Source organism: Streptomyces sp. NPDC088197 (assembly GCF_044741185.1).
Classification (GTDB): domain Bacteria; phylum Actinomycetota; class Actinomycetes; order Streptomycetales; family Streptomycetaceae; genus Actinacidiphila.
Window position 1 is genome coordinate 292,230 of the sequence record NZ_JBIUSD010000002.1, and the last position, 18,378, is coordinate 310,607.

Genomic DNA, 18,378 nt, shown 5'->3' on the forward strand with positions numbered 1-18,378 from the left:
CGGTCCAAAATGCCGCCATGGATGACGAAGAGCACAACGAGGCAGCTGCACGCACATTCCTGTCATGCGCCACCGAGGTGGCGCGGCTGATGGATCTCGGGAACGCGGCCGACGTGCCGGAAACCCGCCGGGCACGGCACCTGGCCCATGCGGTGCGCAAGCCACTGCTCCAACGCGCCTACCTACCCGAAGAGTTCTTCGCCCCGTTGATGGCCGCAGCGGTCTACGACCCGGACCCTAGCTTCTGCCGCTGGTTCGCCGAACCAGCGGTCTACGCCTTCGGACGACGCCGTGTCATGAGCGCACTACTCGACTATCTACGGACAGGCACGGACGCCGAGCAGGCGGGTGCCGAGCGGGCCTGGTACTGCGCCCACGTGCCGCTCCGCGCAGACCGGTCCCCGGCCTATGCGCCAGGCGGAAGGCGCGATCCCGCGCTGGATGAGTCCAGCGATGTGAAGGACGAGTGGCGGGAAGCGCTTCGACGATCGGCCAGGTGACCGGGCCGCCTCGAAACCTGAGCCAGGCCCGGTGCCATAGACCTGCTGCTCACTCTGACCATTGAGCGGGACAGCCCTTAATCCTGGTTATCTGTTCTTCGTTCTAGCAGCCAAATGCCCGATTGAGCCGCGGCAATGTACTCCTCACCCAGATCAGGACGTCCAACTGCAACTTCACTCGAATGTGATTCTCCAGAAACCAACCGGAGCAGAGTAACCATAAGATGACTCCACACGAATGGCTTTACCCCATCCCCCAAGCCGGCCAAATTTACGGAAACCGCTGGGACCGCGGCCTCGAAAAGCATTGACTGACTTCCAGATGGCCATCCAAGCCGTGATCAAAGATGTCACCGGGCACAGCAGCGTCGAACAGCCGCGATAAGGTCTCCGGAATGCGCCTCGCCGTCTCCCCGCACCCGCACCGGTACGCATCCCAGTCGTGCCGGTGCAATTGGCATCTCATGCCACACCTTGCCCGCACCAGCGTTCCGCACAGCTTCCGCCACACGAGCAGGGTACTGCCATGTCCCCCGTGGGTACCCGTATACCCGCGGTACAAGTTCGACACTTCGCTTTCTCCGTGGCCGCACTTCCGGCTCGACCGCGATACTCATTTGCCGCCGGAATACGACTCTCATTCAGCGTGACGGGAAACCGGAGTGCCGCCCACTGCGGATTCTGCGCGGCCGCGCGCGACTTGACGGTCACGTTCTCGGCGAATCCGTCCGCGACCGCGGAGACCACGAGGTCCACGTCGGGCAGCACGGAGGCGCAAGTGGCCGTGGCCCCGGCCAGGGTCGGCGCCGGGAGCGTCCACGGAGCGGTGGTGCCGTACGACTTGCCGTCCACCGTGACGGTCTCCAGCGGCCGGTGCCGCCGCCGAGTCCCGACGGCCTCACCCGCCCCCGGCGCGGGGAGCCACGCGGAGGGCGGCCTCGCCGTCTGGTCCGGGGGCCTCGGGTCATGGGGAGGTAATGAATTCTTCAAGGATTCGCATGGTGTGCGACAGGTGATCGCGGGGGCGGCCCCGTGCCTGTGGCGGGAAGAGATCGGAGGGGCGTGGGCGCGGCGGAAAACAGGGTGAGCGGTGTCGGTGGTCGCGCCTAATGTCGGGAGGGATGTCTGCCACGACCACTGACCCCGCGCCCGCCGTCCGTTCGAGATCAGCGATTCGGTCGCTGCTGCGCCTTTGGCCTTATGTGCGGGCGGTGCGGGTGCGGTTGGGGGTGTCCGCGGTGGTGGGCGCGGGCGCGTCGTGCGTGGCGCTGCTGATTCCGCTGGTGCTGAAGTGGATGGTGGACGGGCCGGTCTCGGACCACGATCCGGCCGGGGTGTGGCTCGGCGGCGGGCTGATCCTGCTGCTCGGTCTGCTGGAGGCGCTGCTGTTCGGGATCAGGCGGTGGCTGGTGGCCCGGCCGCTGGCCGGGGTCGAGGCGGCGATGCGGGCGGATCTGTACCGGCATCTCCAGCGGCTGCCGGTGGAGTTCCACGACCGCTGGGCGTCGGGGCAGTTGCTCTCGCGGGCGACGATGGACCTGCAGATCCTGCGGATGTTCCTCGCCTTCCCGCTGGTCTTCCTGGTGGTCAACACCGTCACCGTGCTGATCGGCTTCGCGATCCTGTTCGCGCAGTCCTGGCTGCTCGGCCTGGTGCTGCTGGCGCCCGCCGTGCCGCTGATGATCATGTGTTCCGTCTTCGAGACGCGGTACGCGCTGGCCGCCCGCCGCGCGCAGGACCAGGCGGGCGATCTGGCCACGCTGGTCGAGGAGTCGGTGCTGGGCATCCGGATCATCAAGGCGTTCGGCCGGCACCGCAGCCAGGCGCGGGCCTTCCGCGCGCAGACCCGGGGGCTGTGGCGTACCGAGATGCGCAAGGCGCGGCTCCTCTCGGACATCTGGGCCGTGATCATGACGCTGCCCGAGGTGGCGATCGGCGCCGCGCTGGTGTGCGGTGTGCTCCAGGTCGCGGACGGCAAGCTGTCGGCGGGCACCCTGGTGGCGTTCCTGTCGACCGCGCTCGCGCTGCGCTGGCCGGTCGAGTCGATCGGCTTCCTGCTCGCGATGAGCAACGAGGCGGCCACCGCCGCCGACCGGTACTTCGAGGCGATGGACACCCCCGAACCCGACAGCAGCGGCAGGACCGGCAGGACCGGCAGCACCAGCGGGAGCGAGGACGACGGAAGCGCCGCGAGGGCGACGGACGGCACCGGAGCCGGACGACCGAGCGACGGCCTGCGCATGCACGCCGTCCGTTTCCGTTACCCCGACGCCCCCGACGCGGGCCCCGACCTCCTCAAGGGCGTCGACCTGCACATCGGCCCCGGCGAGACGATGGCGCTGGTCGGCGCCACCGGCAGCGGCAAGACGACGCTGACCGCGCTGCTCCCCCGGCTGCACCAGGCGACCGGCGGCCGGATCACCCTGGACGGCGCGGACATCGCCGACCTGCCGGTCAAGCGGCTGCGCGAACTGCTCGCCGTCGCCTTCGAGGAGCCGACGCTGTTCTCCGCGACCGTACGGGAGAACGTGGCGATGGGCGCGGGCCCTGAGGGCGCCGACGAGGCGGACATCGTACGAGCCCTGGCCGTCGCGCAGTGCGGCTTCGTGGAGCGGCTGCCGCAGGGCCTGGACACGCAGGTTGGCGAGCAGGGACTGAGCCTTTCCGGCGGGCAGCGGCAACGGCTCGCGCTGGCCCGCGCGGTGGTCGGCCGCCCGCAGTTCCTGGTCCTGGACGACCCGCTGTCGGCGCTCGACGTGCACACCGAGGCGCTGGTCGAGGCCGCGCTGCGCGAGGTGCTGGCCGACACGACCGCGCTGGTCGTCGCGCACCGCCCGTCCACGGTGATGCTCGCGGACCGGGTGGCGCTGCTCGAGGACGGCCGGATCACGGCCGTCGGCACGCACGCCGAACTGCTGCGGGACAGCGCGGTCTACCGCCACCTGATGTCGGGTGCCGACGAAGAGTCAGGCGCCGACGAAGAGCCGGACGCCGAGGGGCACCCGGACCTGCCGGAGCAGCACGGCGCCGAAGAACGGACCGGGGAGGCCGACGAGGCTTCCGCCGCGCGGGAGAGGAGCGACGCCCGATGACCTCCGCGACAGAACAGGGCGCGACAGAACAGGGCTCGACGAAAGAGAGGGCGGCGAAAGAGAGCGCGACGAAAGAGGACGCGACAGAAGCCGGCACCACCGAGGAGTACGACTTCGACGAGCCCACCGCCGCGCCGCTCCCGCCCGACGACCCCTTCGCCAAAGACGTCCTGCCCGCCCCGAAGAACGCCCAGTTCACCCTCCTGCGCTCGCTCCTCGGCCCGCACCGCGCCCGCGTCTGGCTGGCCGCGATCCTGCTGCTGGTCCAGCAGGCGGCCGTGCAGGCGGGCCCGCTCCTGGTGGCGTACGCCATCGACCACGCCATCCCGGCGGTGCGCGACGGCCGGCACGGCGCGCTGATCGCGGTCGCCTGCGGCTACATGGGCTGCGGCATCGCCTCCGGCACGCTCCAGCGCTTCTTCATCCGGGTCGCCGCCCGGGTCAGCCAGGACGTGCTGGTCGACCTGCGCGGCCGGATCTTCCGGCACGCCCAGACCCTCAGCCTGGACTTCCACGAGCGCTACACCTCGGGCCGGCTGATCTCCCGCTCCACCTCGGACGTCGAGTCGATCCGCGAACTGCTCAACGACGGCCTGGACGAGCTGATCGAGGTCGTACTGTCGGCGGTCTACATCACCGCGCTGCTGATCTTCCTCGACTGGGAGCTGGGACTGGCGGCCCTGGTGTCGTACGCCCCGCTGTACGTGGCGATCCGCGTGTACCAGCGGCGCTCGATGGTCGCCTATCGCAAGCGGTCCACGGCCATCGCGGCCGTCATCGTGAAGTTCACCGAGACGATGAACGGCATCCGCCCGGTGAAGGCGTTCCGCCGCGAGGAGCCGAACGACGAGGCGTTCCTCGAACTGAACCACCGCCATGAGCGGGCCAACGGCGACGCGATCCTGGAGATGGCGCGTTACGTCGTCGGCTCCCGCGTGATCGCCAACGTCACGATCGCCGCGATCGTGATGTGGGGCGCGTACCGGGTGGCGGACGGCGGGATGGCGCTCGGTGTGCTCGCCGCCTTCGTGCTGTATCTGCGGCGGCTCTACGACCCGATCGACCGGCTCGGCATGTTCCTCAACTCCTATCAGTCAGCGGCGGCTTCACTGGAGAAGATCGCCGGGCTGCTGGCCCAGCGGCCGACCGTGCCGGAGCCCGCGCCCGAGCGCGCGGTGCCGCTGCCGGAGCGGGCGGGCGAACTGCCGGGCCGCGAGGTCGTCTTCGACGAGGTGCGCTTCGCGTACCGCACGGGCGGCGAGGTGCTGCCGCGGTTCTCGTTGCGGCTGCCCGCGGGGCAGACCGTCGCCGTGGTGGGCGCGACCGGCGCGGGCAAGTCGACGCTCGCCAAACTGCTGGCCAGGTTCTACGACCCCACCAGCGGCCGAGTGCTGCTGGACGGCGTGGAGTTGAGCGATCTCACGCAGACCGATCTGCGGCGCGGGGTCGTGATGGTGACGCAGGAGGCGTTCCTGTTCTCCGGGACGGTCGCGGAGAACATCGCGATCGGCCGGCCGGACGCCTCCCGCGAGGATGTGGAGGCCGCCGCGAAGGCCATCGGCGCCCATGACTTCATCGCGGCGCTGCCGGACGGCTACGACACGGACGTACGCAAGCGCGGCGGCCGTATCTCCGCGGGCCAGCGCCAACTGGTCGCCTTCGCGCGGGCGTTGCTCGCCGACCCCGGCGTGCTGATCCTGGACGAGGCGACGTCCTCGCTGGACGTGCCGGGCGAGAAGGCCGTCCAGCACGCGATGCACACCGTGCTCAACGGGCGTACGGCGGTGATCATCGCGCACCGGCTGTCGACCGTGGAGATCGCCGACCGGGTCCTGGTCATGCGCGACGGCCGGATCGTCGAGGACGGCACCCCGGACGAACTCATCGCGGACGACGGCCATTTCGCCGGACTCCACCAGGCGTGGCGGGACAGCCTGGTCTGACCGTCAGCGCCCCTACGACGAGGCCGTCCACGCCGACGCGGCACCCGCCCGCGTCGGCGCACCGCCCCGCTGGTGTCGGCGAATCACCCCGTCCGGTCGCCGCACCGCCCCACTGGCGTCGGCGAACCACCCCGTCCGGATCGGCGCACCGCCCCGCCCCGCGTCGCCGCACCGCCCGGCCCGCGCCAACGAACCGCCCTTCGCGCCACGCGCCAAGGGCGGTTCGTATTGCCGGGACACCAACTGCGCCTGATCCAGAGGGCCGGATTGGCCCCCTCTTGACCCCATTCGCCCGCAGAAAAACTTCTTCTCCGCGCAACACCGCGATGACAAATGACCGCTATGCGAACACCGCTCACCGAACAACGGACTGTTTTCGGCCAAGTTTGCCCCACGCCACTGACATGTACCGGTAAAGGATGCCACTCTGTGCCCCGTTCCACAGCAACGCCACAGCACTACAGCAGTGCCACAGCTCTACCCGGACAGATCACCAACCCCACCTGTCCGGACTGTCACCGACCGCCCATCCGCGGTCGCCGCAGAAGGAGTGACGAGTGCGCAGATCCCCCCGCAAGGCAACAGCAGCAGGAGTGCTGATTGCCGGTGCAGCGATGCTGGCGGTCGCACTGCCCGCGGGTACGGCCTCAGCAGGCGTACCCGGGCAGGCAACGGCCCAGGCCAGTACACATGTTCAGCCGCGAGCGGGTGCGCTGCCCGCATCGCTCTCCCCGGCCCAGCAGGCCACCCTCGTCTCGCAGGCGCAGACCAAGAGCGCGGCCACCGCGTCCTCGCTGCACCTGAGCTCGGGTGAGAAGCTGGTCGTCAAGTCCGTCACCAAGGACACCGACGGCACCGTCCACACTCGCTACGAGCGCACGTACCAGGGCCTGCCGGTCCTCGGCGGCGACTTGATCGTGCACCAGGACGCCGCAGGGGCGACCACCGGTGTCGACAAGGCGACCAACGCCTCGGTGGCGGTGGCCAGCACGACCGCGGTCAAGAGCGCGGACTCGGCGAAGACCACGGCGCTTGCCCGCGCGAAGGCGGACGGCGCGGCCTCCCCGGCCGCGGTCGGCGCGCCGCACAAGGTCATCTGGGCCGCGTCCGGTACGCCCGTACTGGCCTGGGAGTCCGTCATCGGCGGCTTCCAGGAGGACGGCACGCCGAACCAGCTCCACGTCATCACCGACGCGAGCACCGGCAACCGCCTGTACGAGTACCAGGGCATCGAGACCGGCATCGGCAACAGTGAGTACAGCGGCCAGGTCACCATCGGCACCACGCAGTCCGGGTCGACGTACACGCTGACCGACGGCGGCCGCGGCGGCCACAAGACGTACAACCTGAACCACGGCACCTCCGGCACCGGCACGCTGTTCTCGCAGTCCAGCGACACGTGGGGCGACGGCAACCCGTCGACCGCCACGACCGCCGGTGTGGACGCGGCCTACGGCGCCCAGGAGACCTGGGACTTCTACAAGAACACCTTCGGCCGCAGCGGCATACGCGGCGACGGTGTGGCCGCGTACTCCCGCGCCCACTACGGCAACAGCTACGTCAACGCCTTCTGGGACGACTCCTGCTTCTGCATGACGTACGGTGACGGCAGCGGCAACACGCACCCGCTGACCGCGCTCGACGTCGCGGGCCACGAGATGAGCCACGGCGTCACCTCCAACACCGCGGGGCTGAACTACTCGGGTGAGTCCGGCGGTCTGAACGAGGCCACCTCGGACATCTTCGGCACCGGCGTGGAGTTCTACGCCAACAACACCTCCGACCCGGGTGACTACCTCATCGGCGAGAAGATCAACATCAACGGCAACGGCACGCCGTTGCGGTACATGGACCAGCCGAGCAAGGACGGCGGCTCGAAGGACTACTGGTCCTCCAGCCTGGGCGGCCTCGACGTGCACTACTCGTCGGGCCCGGCCAACCACTTCTTCTACCTGCTCTCCGAGGGCAGCGGCGCCAAGGTCGTCGGCGGTGTGAGCTACAACAGCCCGACCTCCGACGGTCTGTCGGTGCCCGGCATCGGCCGGGACAACGCCCTCAAGCTCTGGTACAAGGCGCTCACCGAGCGCTTCACCTCGACCACCAACTACGCGTCGGCCCGCACCCAGTCGCTGCTCGCGGCGGCCGACCTGTGGGGCGCCAACAGCGCCACGTACAACACGGTCGCCAACACCTGGGCGGCGATCAACGTCGGCAGCCGGGTCACCACGCCCAGCGGCGTCACCGTCACCAACCCGGGCGCCAAGTCCACCGTGGTGAACACGGCGGCCAGCCTCCAGATCCAGGCGAGCACCACCAACGGCGGCGCGCTGACCTACACCGCGACGGGCCTGCCGGCCGGTCTGTCGATCAACGCCTCCAGCGGCCTGATCTCGGGCACCCCGACCGCGACCGGCAGCTCCAGCGTGACGGTCACGGCGAAGGACTCCACCAACGCCACCGGTACGGCCACCTTCACCTGGACGGTCACCAGCGCGGGCGGCGGCGGCTGCACCGCGGCGCAGCTCCTGACCAACCCGGGCTTCGAGAGCGGCAACACCGGCTGGACGACGACGTCGGGCGTGATCGACAACAGCACCGGCGCCGCGTCCCACGGCGGCTCGTACAAGGCGTGGCTGAACGGCTACGGGACCACGCACACCGACACGCTCGCCCAGTCGGTCACGATCCCCGCCTCGTGCACCAGCGCCACCTTCACCTACTGGCTCTACATCAGCAGCCAGGAGACCTCCACGACCACGGCGTACGACAAGCTCACCCTCACGGCGGGCAGCACGACCCTGGTCACCTACTCCAACGTCAACAAGGGCACCGGCTACGTCCAGCGCTCGGTCGACCTGTCCTCCTACAAGGGCCAGACCGTCAGCCTGAAGTTCACCGGCACCGAGGACGCCTCCCTCGCGACGTCGTTCCTGATCGACGACGCGGCGGTCAACGTCAGCTAGCCCGTACGGCTCGTGTCTGAGTCCTGCGGCGGGTCCCCACCCGCCGCAGGACCCGGGCGGAGCAACTCGCCGGGACAAGATCGACCGGAGGCCGCAGGACTCTGGTAGGCTGGTCGCGTTGCAGTTGTGGTACCCAGAACTTTTTGTGCGCCTGGATGATTGCGATTCCGGGCGCACTTTTGTTTTGCCGGATTTCTCCGGTGTGGGGTGATCATCTACAGCGACCCATATCCGTACAGTGCGGGTTTGGAAACTGCCCCACCATAGGGAGATTGTTATGGCTACCGGAACCGTGAAGTGGTTCAACTCGGAAAAGGGCTTCGGCTTCATCGAGCAGGAGGGTGGCGGCCCGGACGTGTTCGCCCACTACTCGAACATTCAGTCCCAGGGCTTCCGTGAGCTGCTTGAGGGCCAGAAGGTCGAGTTCGACGTCACGCAGGGCCAGAAGGGCCCGCAGGCGGAGAACATCCGTCCGCTCTAATTCAGAGTAACCGGGCCGCGACGCTCGGTAACGGGAGGCCCGCACCGCACGGTGCGGGCCTCTCGCGTGCAGCCGCCGCAATGGCTCCCGCCGTGGCGGCCCGAGGAAGGAATCCCGCTTTTGTCACCCGTGTCCCCCGTAAAGCTGTTCTCCGAGCTTCCGCTCGACCCGGCGCTGGTCGCCGCCCTGGACGCCGACGGGGTGACAGAACCGTTCCCGATCCAGGCCGCGACGCTGCCGGACTCGCTCGCCGGCCGTGACGTGCTCGGCCGCGGCCGTACCGGCTCGGGCAAGACGCTGGCCTTCGGCCTGCCGATGCTGACCCGCGTCAAGGCGCTCGGCCGCCGCGCCGACGCCAAGCGTCCGCTGGCGCTGGTGCTGGTGCCCACCCGCGAGCTGGCCACCCAGGTGACCGACGCGCTCGCGCCGTACGCGAAGGTGCTCGGGCTGCGGACCACCGCGGTGGTCGGCGGCGCCTCCATCACCAAGCAGATCGCCGCGCTGCGCGGCGGGGCCGAGATCCTGGTCGCGACCCCCGGACGGCTCTTCGACCTGATCGAGCGGCACGCCTGCTCGCTGGACCAGGTCGGCGTGACGGTACTGGACGAGGCCGACCAGATGGCCGACATGGGGTTCCTGCCGCAGGTCACGCGGCTGCTGGAGCAGGTCAAGCCGGGCGGGCAGCGGATGCTGTTCTCGGCGACGCTGGACCGCAATGTCGACAAGCTGGTCAAGCGGTTCCTGAAGAATCCGGTCACGCACTCGGTGGACCCGTCGTCCGCGACGGTGACGACGATGGAGCACCACGTGCTGCACGTCGACGAGGCGACCAAGCGGGCGGTGACCGCGGAGATCGCCGCCCGGCAGGGCGGCGTGATCATGTTCGTCGGCACCAAGCGCGGCGCCGACCGGCTCACCAAGCACCTGCTGGGCCTCGGGGTGCGGGCGGTGGCGCTGCACGGCGGCAAGTCGCAGCCGCAGCGGAACCGGGCGCTCGACCAGTTCCGTACGGGGACGGCCGACGCGCTGGTGGCCACGAATGTCGCGGCGCGCGGGATTCACATCGAGGGTCTCGACCTGGTTGTGAACGTCGATCCGCCGACCGAGGCCAAGGACTATCTGCACCGCGGCGGGCGTACGGCGCGGGCCGGTGAGTCCGGCACGGTCGTCACGCTGGTGCTGCCCGAGCAGCGGCGCGAGAACGCCCGGCTCATGACGCAGGCCGGTATCCGGCCGCACACCGCCCGGGTCCGTCCGGGCGACGCGGATCTGGTCAGGATCACCGGTGCCCGGCAGCCGTCCGGCACCCCGGTCACGCTGCCCGCCGCCGAGGTCCCGGCGCCCAAGGCCAAGGCTCCCGGCGCGGCCCCGTCCCGCCGCCGTCGCGGCGGCAGTGGACGCGGCGGCGCCGCCACCGCCGGTGAGCGTCAGCAGCCCGCCAAGAAGGCCGCATCCCGCCGTACCGGCGCCACCGCCAACGAGGGCGCGGCCGGCCGGGGCCGCCGCACCGGCCCCGGCGCCGCCGCCGGCCGCGGCGGCGCGGTGGGCCGCCGCGCCCGCGGCGGCGACACCGGCAGCTCAGGCCGCGCGGCCTGACCCCACCCCGCACACCGAAGCGCCCCCGCCGATCCCCATGGCAGGGGCGCTTCCCCCTCTCCGCCGCACCGCCTCGGCCGCCGGGCAGCTCCGAAACAGCCCCCGGCCGCAGGCCGAATCGGCGACCCGAAGCCTCCGGCCCCCTGCACCGCACGAGCCGAGCAGGCCGGAGACACCGGGCGAAGCCCCGGTCGGAAGGCCGACCCCACGCCAGAGGCGAGCCCCCGGCCGCAGGCCGACCGGCGGATCGGGGCCGCAACGCTTCCCACGCCGAAGGCGAGCCCCGGCCGCAGGCCGACACGGCGACCCGGAGCCACCGGCCCCCGGCACCGCACGAGCCGGGCAGGCCGGAGGCGCTGGGCGAAGCCCAGGCCGGAAGGCCAATCCCACGCCGGAGGCGAGCCCCCGGCCGCAGGCCGACAGGGCGACCCGAAGCCTCCGGCCCTCTGCACCGCACGAGCTGGGCAGGCCGGAGGCACCGGGCAAAGCCCCGGCCGGAAGGCCAACCCCACGCCGGAGGCGAGCCCCGGCCGCAGGCCGACACGGCGACCCGAAGCCTCCGGCCCTCTGCACCGCACGAGCTGGGCAGGCCGGAGGCACCAGGCGAAGCCCAGGCCGGAAGGCCGACCCCACGCCGGAGGCAGGCCCTCGGCCGGAAGGCCATCCCACGCCGGAGGCAAGCACGCGGCCGGAGGCCAACCCCGCTGGGGAGGCGGGCCCCGGTCGGAGGGCGGTTAGCGGAGGAGGCCGGCGGTCATGCCCTCCGTTTCCGGGGGGATGGCCATCAGGCCGAGCTCGGCGGGAGTGGCCAGGTGGGGGTGGGTGGGGAGGACGCGGACGGTGTAGCCGAAGGGGCCGGTGCGGTCGAGGGTGAGAGGCCCTTCGTAGTGGTAGCGCCCCGCGCTGTCGGTGCGGGAGGTGGGCTTGAGCGAGGCGACGGTGGGATCGGCGAGCCGGTCGGCGGCGTCGACGCGGCCGGACAGGAGCTGGACGTCGACGTCCGTCGGGTCCAGCTCGCCGAGGGCGACCTCCACCCGGAGGGTGAGCGTGGAGCCCAGCTCCGGGGTGCCGCCCACCGAGCCGGTCTCCACGTGCTGGACCGAGACCCGCGGCCACTGCTGCCGTACCCGCCGCTTCCAGGCGGCCAGCGCCCCGGCCTCCTCCCCGTGTACGGCGCGGTGCGAACGGGCGGCGGGCGCGTACAGCGTGCGGACGTAGTCCTGGACCATCCGGCCTGCCACCACCTTCGGGCCGAGGGTGGTGAGGGTGTGCCGGACCATTTCGATCCAGCGGCCGGGCAGGCCCTGCGCGCCCTGGTCGTAGAAGCGCGGCGCGACCTGCTTCTCCAGCAGGTCGTAGAGCGCGGCGGCCTCCAGCTCGTCGCGGCGGTCCTCGTCGACGACGCCGTCGGCGGTGGGGATCGCCCAGCCGTTGTCGCCGTCGAACCACTCGTCCCACCAGCCGTCGAGCACCGACAGGTTGAGGCAGCCGTTGAGCGCGGCCTTCATCCCCGAGGTGCCGCAGGCCTCCAGCGGGCGCAGCGGATTGTTGAGCCAGACGTCGCAGCCGGGGTAGAGCAGCCGCGCCATCCGCATGTCGTAGTCCGGCAGGAAGACGATGCGGTGCCTGACCCGGGGGTCGTCGGTGAACCTGACCAGCTCCTGGACCAGCCGCTTGCCGCTGTCGTCGGCCGGGTGCGCCTTGCCCGCGACCACGATCTGGATCGGCCGCTCGGCGTGCAGCAGCAGGTCCATCAGCCGGTCCTGGTCGCGCAGCATGAGGGTGAGCCGCTTGTACGACGGGACCCGGCGCGCGAAGCCGATGGTGAGCACGTCGGGGTCGAGGACGCTGTCGGTCCAGCCCAGTTCTGCCTCTCCCGCGCCGCGCTGCCGCCAGGACTCGCGGACCCGGCGCCGTACGTCCTCCACGAGCTGTTCGCGCAGTTCGCGGCGGAGTTCCCAGACGGCGGCGTCGGGGATGTCGGCGATGGCCTCCCAGCGGTCGGCGCCGCCGACCATCAGGGCGTCCTCGGCGCGCTGGGTGCCGATCTGCCGGGCGCCGAGCCGGAACACCTCGGGGGCGACCCAGGTGGGCGCGTGCACGCCGTTGGTGATGGACGTGATCGGCACGTCCTCCGGGTCGAAGCCCGGCCAGAGCCCGGCGAACATCTCGCGGCTGACCGAGCCGTGCAGGGTGGAGACGCCGTTGGCGCGCTGGGCCAGCCGCAGACCCATCACCGCCATGTTGAACAGGTTGGGGTCGCCGCCGGGGTAGGTCTCCATGCCCAGTTCGAGGACGCGGCCTATGTCGACGCCGGGCAGCTCGCCGCCGTCGCCGAGGTGGCGGCCGACCAGTTCGCGGTCGAAGCGGTCGATGCCCGCGGGGACGGGGGTGTGCGTGGTGAACACCGTCCCGGCCCGTACGGCCTCCAGCGCCGCGTCGAAGTCGAGCCCTTCGAGGGCCAGTTCGCGGATGCGCTCCAGGCCGAGGAAACCCGCGTGGCCCTCGTTGGTGTGGAACACCTCGGGTTCGGCGTGGCCGGTGATCCGGCAGTAGGCGCGGACGGCGCGGACGCCGCCGATGCCCAGCAGCATCTCCTGGAGCAGCCGGTGCTCGCTGCCGCCGCCGTAGAGCCGGTCGGTGACGTCGCGCTCGGCGGGTTCGTTGGCCTCGACGTCGGAGTCGAGGAGCAGCAGCGGGACGCGTCCGACCTGGGCCTTCCAGATCTGGGCGCGCAGCGATCGGCCGCCGGGCAGGACGAGGGAGACCTCGGCGGGGGCGCCGTTCGTCTCGCGGAGCAGGGTGACGGGCAGTTCGTTGGGGTCGAGGACGGGGTACTGCTCCTGCTGCCAGCCCTCGCGGGAGAGGGTCTGGCGGAAGTAGCCGTGCCGGTAGAGCAGGCCGACGCCGATGATCGGGGCGCCGAGGTCGCTCGCGGCCTTCAGGTGGTCGCCGGCGAGGATGCCGAGGCCGCCGGAATACTGCGGCAGCGCGGCGGTGATGCCGAATTCGGGTGAGAAGTAGGCGATGGCTGCGGGCAGGTCGCTCTGTTCCTGATACCAGCGGGGGTTGCTGGTGTAGTCGGCCAGTTCCTCCGCCGCGGCGGCCAGGCGGCGCAGAAAGCGCCGGTCCCCGGCGAGCGCGGCGAGCCGTTCCTTGGACACGGCGCCGAGCAGCCGCACGGGGTCGCCTTGGGCGGCCCGCCAGCCCACGGGGTCGACGCTCTGGAACAGCTCCCGGGTCTCCGGGTGCCATGACCAGCGTAGGTTCTGGGCCAGCTCCCCGAGCGGGCGCAGAGGTTCCGGCAGGACGGTGCGCACGGTGAATCGACGGATTGCCTTCACGTATTCGACCGTAGACCCGATGGCGGGGGGCCTGCGGCCAGTGTCCACGATCCGGTGGTTCAAACGCGCGAACGGCGGCTCACGGAAGCGACCGGTCGCAGTGCGGATCACGCCGGTGGGCGGGGCAGGTCGTACGGGCCCGGTCGGGGGTCACCGGCCCGGCGCGTGACCGCCGTCGCCCTGGGGGTTCCGGGTGACGTGAGGGTATAGCCGTACGCGGGCGTGTCGGGTGCTTCGCGTACGGTGGGGGCGTGCGCGGGGGCGCTCTCGGGGGCGCGTGTCAGGCGCGCCCGTGGTCGGCCCCACAATGGCGTCAGGGGCAGGTCGGGGGTGGCGGATTGAGCATTCGTGACGCGCTCCCGAAACGCTTCGGTGAGGTGCTTTCGTCTCGCGGAGCGTGGGCAGGCTCCGATTGCGGGGCTTCGCGCGGAGCACGAGACTGCACCACACAGCGTCACAACGCACCGTCAGGTCCCACGGCACCACACGTACGGCACCACAGTCATGGCAGCAATCGTCCCGGATCGTCACCTATCACCTCCACACGAGTGAACGCGGACTGGAGCGGCCATGCAGGCAAGCCCGCACTGCCCGGAACAGCTAAAAAGAGCGGGGGCCCGCGAGGGAGCGGCCCGTCGCGACGCTGCTCGCCGCCGCCGTGGGCCGCTGTCCGGCGCCCCCCATCTCCGCCGTCCCATCCACAGCGCTGTCAGGTGAGGCAATGATCGGTCGTATTCCCGTCGTCGATGTCCGTCCGTTGGTGGACTGTGGCCGCCGCCCGGCGAAGGCGGTGGCAGGAGAGACCTTCGAGGTGACCGCCACCGTGTTCCGGGAGGGGCACGACGCGGTGGCCGCGAACGTGGTGCTGCGGGACCCGACCGGCAGGTCGGGGCCGTGGACGCCGATGCGCGAGCTGGAGCCCGGCACGGACCGGTGGGGCGCGCGCGTCACCCCGACGGCCGAGGGGCGCTGGACGTACTGCGTGGAGGCCTGGTCCGACCCGGTCGCGACCTGGCGGCACGCGGCGGGCATCAAGATCCCCGCCGGGATCGACACCGAACTGGTGCTGGCCGAGGGCGCGCTGCTGCACGAGCGGGCGGCGGCCGGGGTGCCCAAGAGCGACGGCAGGGCGGGCGTGCTGGCCGCGGTGGACGCGCTGCGGGACGCCTCGCGCACCCCCGCCGCCCGGCACGCGGCGGCGCTGGCGGACGACGTGGTCGGCGCACTCGACCGGTATCCGCTGCGCGAGCTGGTCAGCGGCTCCCGGCCGCTGCCGCTGCACGTGGAGCGGGAGCGGGCGCTGTACGGGTCCTGGTACGAGCTGTTCCCCCGCTCGGAGGGGGCGGTGCTCGAAGAGGGCGCCCCGCCGCGCTCGGGCACCTTCCGTACCGCGGCCGAGCGGCTGCCCGCGGTGGCCGCGATGGGTTTCGACGTGGTCTATCTGCCGCCCATTCACCCGATCGGCACAGCTTTCCGCAAGGGCCCGAACAACAGCCTGACGCCCGGCCCCGACGACGTCGGCTCGCCGTGGGCGATCGGCTCCCCCGAGGGCGGGCACGACGCCGTCCACCCGGACCTGGGCACCCTGGCGGACTTCGACCACTTCGTGGAGCGGGCCCGCGAGCTGCGGATGGAGGTGGCGCTGGACTTCGCGCTCCAGTGCTCGCCCGACCACCCGTGGGTGGCCAAGCACCCGGAGTGGTTCGCGCACCGCGCGGACGGCACGATCGCGTACGCGGAGAATCCGCCGAAGAAGTACCAGGACATCTACCCGATCGCCTTCGACGAGGACTTCGCGGGCATCGTCAGGGAGACCCTGCGGGTGCTGCGGCACTGGATGGCGCACGGGGTGCGGATCTTCCGGGTGGACAATCCGCACACCAAGCCGGTGGTGTTCTGGGAGAAGGTCATCGCGGACATCAACCGCACCGACCCGGACGTGATCTTCCTGGCGGAGGCGTTCACCCGTCCCGCGATGATGGCCACCCTCGGCCAGATCGGTTTCCAGCAGTCGTACACGTACTTCACCTGGCGTAACGACAAGAGCGAACTGACCGACTACATGCGGGAGTTGAGCGGGGAGGCGGCAGCGTGGATGCGGCCCAACTTCTTCGTGAACACCCCCGACATCCTGCACGCCTTCCTCCAGCACGGCGGCCGTCCGGCCTTCGAGGCGCGGGCAGTGCTCGCCGCGACGCTCTCGCCCACCTGGGGCGTCTACGCGGGCTTCGAACTGTGTGAGGGCACCCCTGCCAAGCCCGGCAGTGAGGAGTACCTGCACTCGGAGAAGTACGAACTCCGGCCGCGGGACTGGGCGGCGGCCGAGGCCGAGGGCCGCTCGCTCGCCCCGCTGATCACCACGCTCAACCGGCTGCGCCGCCGTCACCCGGCGCTCCAGCAGCTACGGGACATCACATTTCACCCAGTGGACAACAGCGCGGTACTGGCCTACTCCAAGCGCCGCGACGACGATGTCGTACTGGTGGTCGTCAACCTGGACCCGTTCCACACCCAGGAGGCCACCGTCTCGTTGAACATGCCGGCACTCGGGCTCTCCTGGCACGAGTCATACCCGGTGCGCGACGAGCTCACCGGGGACACCTACCACTGGGGCAGAGACAACTATGTGCGCCTTGAGCCGGGCCGCGCGCCCGCGCATGTCCTGTCGCTGCGACCGTCTCCTTCGATCGGAGGGTCACTCAGTTGATCGTCAACGAACCCGTCCCTGACACCTTCGAGGACACACCGGCCAAGGACCGTGATCCCGACTGGTTCAAACGGGCGGTGTTCTACGAAGTCCTCGTCCGGTCCTTCCAGGACAGCAACGGAGACGGCGTAGGCGACCTGAAAGGCATCACCGCCAAGCTGGACTATCTCCAGTGGCTCGGCGTGGACTGCCTCTGGTTGCCGCCGTTCTTCGCGTCACCGCTGCGGGACGGCGGATACGACGTGGCCGACTACACGGCCGTGCTGCCGGAATTCGGCGACCTGGCGGACTTCGTGGAATTCGTGGACGCCGCGCACCAGCGCGGCATGCGCGTGATCATCGACTTCGTCATGAACCACACGAGCGACCAGCACGAGTGGTTCCAGCAGTCTCGCAGCGACCCGGAGGGACCGTACGGGGACTTCTACACCTGGGCGGACGACGACAAGCAGTACGACGGCGCCCGCATCATCTTCGTCGACACCGAGACCTCGAACTGGACGTTCGACCCGGTGCGCAAGCAGTACTACTGGCACCGGTTCTTCTCCCACCAGCCGGATCTCAACTACGAGAACCCGCGGGTGCAGGAGGAGATCCTGGCCGCGCTGCGCTTCTGGCTCGACCTCGGGATCGACGGTTTCCGGCTGGACGCGGTGCCCTATCTCTTCCAGGAGGAGGGCACCAACTGCGAGAACCTGCCGCGTACCCACCAGTTCCTGAAGAAGGTGCGCTCCGAGATCGACGCGCACTACCCCGACACCGTGCTGCTGGCCGAGGCCAATCAGTGGCCCGAGGACGTCGTCGACTACTTCGGCGACTTCCGCAAGGGCGGCGACGAATGCCATATGGCGTTCCACTTCCCCGTCATGCCGCGCATCTTCATGGCGGTCAGGCGGGAATCGCGCTACCCGGTGTCGGAAATCCTGGCGAAGACTCCCGCCATCCCGGCGAGTTGCCAGTGGGGCATCTTCCTGCGGAACCACGACGAGCTGACCCTCGAAATGGTGACCGACGAGGAACGCGACTACATGTACGCGGAGTACGCCAAGGACCCGCGGATGCGCGCCAACATCGGCATCCGCAGGCGGCTGGCACCGCTGCTGGACAACGACCGCAACCAGATCGAGCTGTTCACCGCGCTGCTGCTCTCCCTGCCGGGATCCCCGATCCTGTACTACGGCGACGAGATCGGCATGGGCGACAACATCTGGCTCGGTGACCGGGACGCGGTCCGTACGCCGATGCAGTGGACCCCCGACCGCAACGCGGGCTTCTCGTCCAGCGACCCCGGACGGCTCTACCTGCCCACGATCATGGACCCGGTCTACGGGTACCAGGTCACCAATGTCGAGGCGCAGATGAGCTCACCCAGCTCGCTGCTGCACTGGACGCGGCGGATGATCGAGATCCGCAAGCAGAACCGTGCCTTCGGGCTCGGTTCCTACACCGAGCTGCCGTCGAGCAACCCGGCCGTGCTGGCGTTCCTGCGCGAGTCCGGCGACGACCTCGTGCTGTGCGTGAACAACTTCTCGCGGTTCGCCCAGCCCACCGAGCTGGATCTGCGGAGCTTCGCCGGGCGGCACCCGGTGGAGCTGATCGGCGGGGTGCGCTTCCCCGCGATCGGTCAACTGCCGTACCTGCTCACCCTCGCGGGCCACGGCTTCTACTGGTTCCGGCTCCGCCGCGAGCAGGTGTGACGGCGGGGGGCCGGAGCGACCGGCCCCCCGCAGCCGACGCGGGTGGCGCACCGCC

Annotated in this window: 9 protein-coding genes; 8 read left to right on the plus strand and 1 reads right to left on the minus strand. The window is 70.5% G+C overall.

The window, feature by feature from the left end; translation table 11 throughout:
• Nucleotides 1-17 precede the first annotated feature (17 nt).
• From ACIOC1_RS06105 to ACIOC1_RS06130, 6 genes are all read left to right on the plus strand, one after another.
• Nucleotides 18-500 carry a hypothetical protein gene (locus ACIOC1_RS06105; protein WP_391044662.1) on the plus strand — a complete coding sequence of 161 codons (483 nt, stop codon included), beginning with the start codon at nucleotides 18-20 and terminating at the stop codon, nucleotides 498-500.
• 1,121 nt (nucleotides 501-1,621) lie between these two features.
• Nucleotides 1,622-3,592 carry an ABC transporter ATP-binding protein gene (locus tag ACIOC1_RS06110; RefSeq protein ID WP_401852271.1) on the plus strand — a complete coding sequence of 657 codons (1,971 nt, stop codon included), beginning with the start codon at nucleotides 1,622-1,624 and terminating at the stop codon, nucleotides 3,590-3,592.
• Entirely contained in the window at nucleotides 3,589-5,535 is a 1,947-nt protein-coding gene (locus ACIOC1_RS06115; RefSeq protein WP_401852274.1) for an ABC transporter ATP-binding protein, read from the plus strand. The genes ACIOC1_RS06110 and ACIOC1_RS06115 overlap by 4 nt, the downstream gene beginning before the upstream one ends.
• Nucleotides 5,536-6,149: 614 nt before the next feature.
• A complete protein-coding gene (locus tag ACIOC1_RS06120; RefSeq protein ID WP_401852767.1) occupies nucleotides 6,150-8,498 on the plus strand; it encodes a M4 family metallopeptidase in 2,349 nt (782 codons plus the stop codon).
• A 277-nt stretch (nucleotides 8,499-8,775) separates the two neighbouring features.
• A complete protein-coding gene (locus tag ACIOC1_RS06125) occupies nucleotides 8,776-8,979 on the plus strand; it encodes a cold-shock protein (RefSeq protein ID WP_188279682.1) in 204 nt (67 codons plus the stop codon).
• A 51-nt stretch (nucleotides 8,980-9,030) separates the two neighbouring features.
• Nucleotides 9,031-10,575 (plus strand): DEAD/DEAH box helicase, encoded by a 1,545-nt coding sequence (locus ACIOC1_RS06130; RefSeq protein WP_391161522.1) that lies wholly within the window; start codon nucleotides 9,031-9,033, stop codon nucleotides 10,573-10,575.
• Nucleotides 10,576-11,309: 734 nt separating this feature from the next.
• Here ACIOC1_RS06130 and glgP read toward each other — a convergent pair.
• Nucleotides 11,310-13,919 (minus strand): alpha-glucan family phosphorylase, encoded by a 2,610-nt coding sequence (gene glgP / locus ACIOC1_RS06135; RefSeq protein WP_355349580.1) that lies wholly within the window; start codon nucleotides 13,917-13,919, stop codon nucleotides 11,310-11,312.
• A 721-nt stretch (nucleotides 13,920-14,640) separates the two neighbouring features.
• On the opposite strand from glgP, the gene ACIOC1_RS06140 reads away from it, so the two are divergent.
• Together ACIOC1_RS06140 and treS are read left to right on the plus strand one after the other, a co-directional pair.
• Complete coding sequence (locus ACIOC1_RS06140) at nucleotides 14,641-16,626, plus strand: alpha-1,4-glucan--maltose-1-phosphate maltosyltransferase (RefSeq protein WP_401852278.1); 1,986 nt, start codon at nucleotides 14,641-14,643, stop codon at nucleotides 16,624-16,626.
• Nucleotides 16,623-18,323: a maltose alpha-D-glucosyltransferase gene (treS, locus tag ACIOC1_RS06145; protein ID WP_355349586.1), complete on the plus strand. Its 1,701-nt coding sequence runs from the start codon at nucleotides 16,623-16,625 to the stop codon at nucleotides 18,321-18,323. Before ACIOC1_RS06140 ends, treS begins: the two co-directional genes overlap by 4 nt.
• Nucleotides 18,324-18,378: the final 55 nt, after the last annotated feature.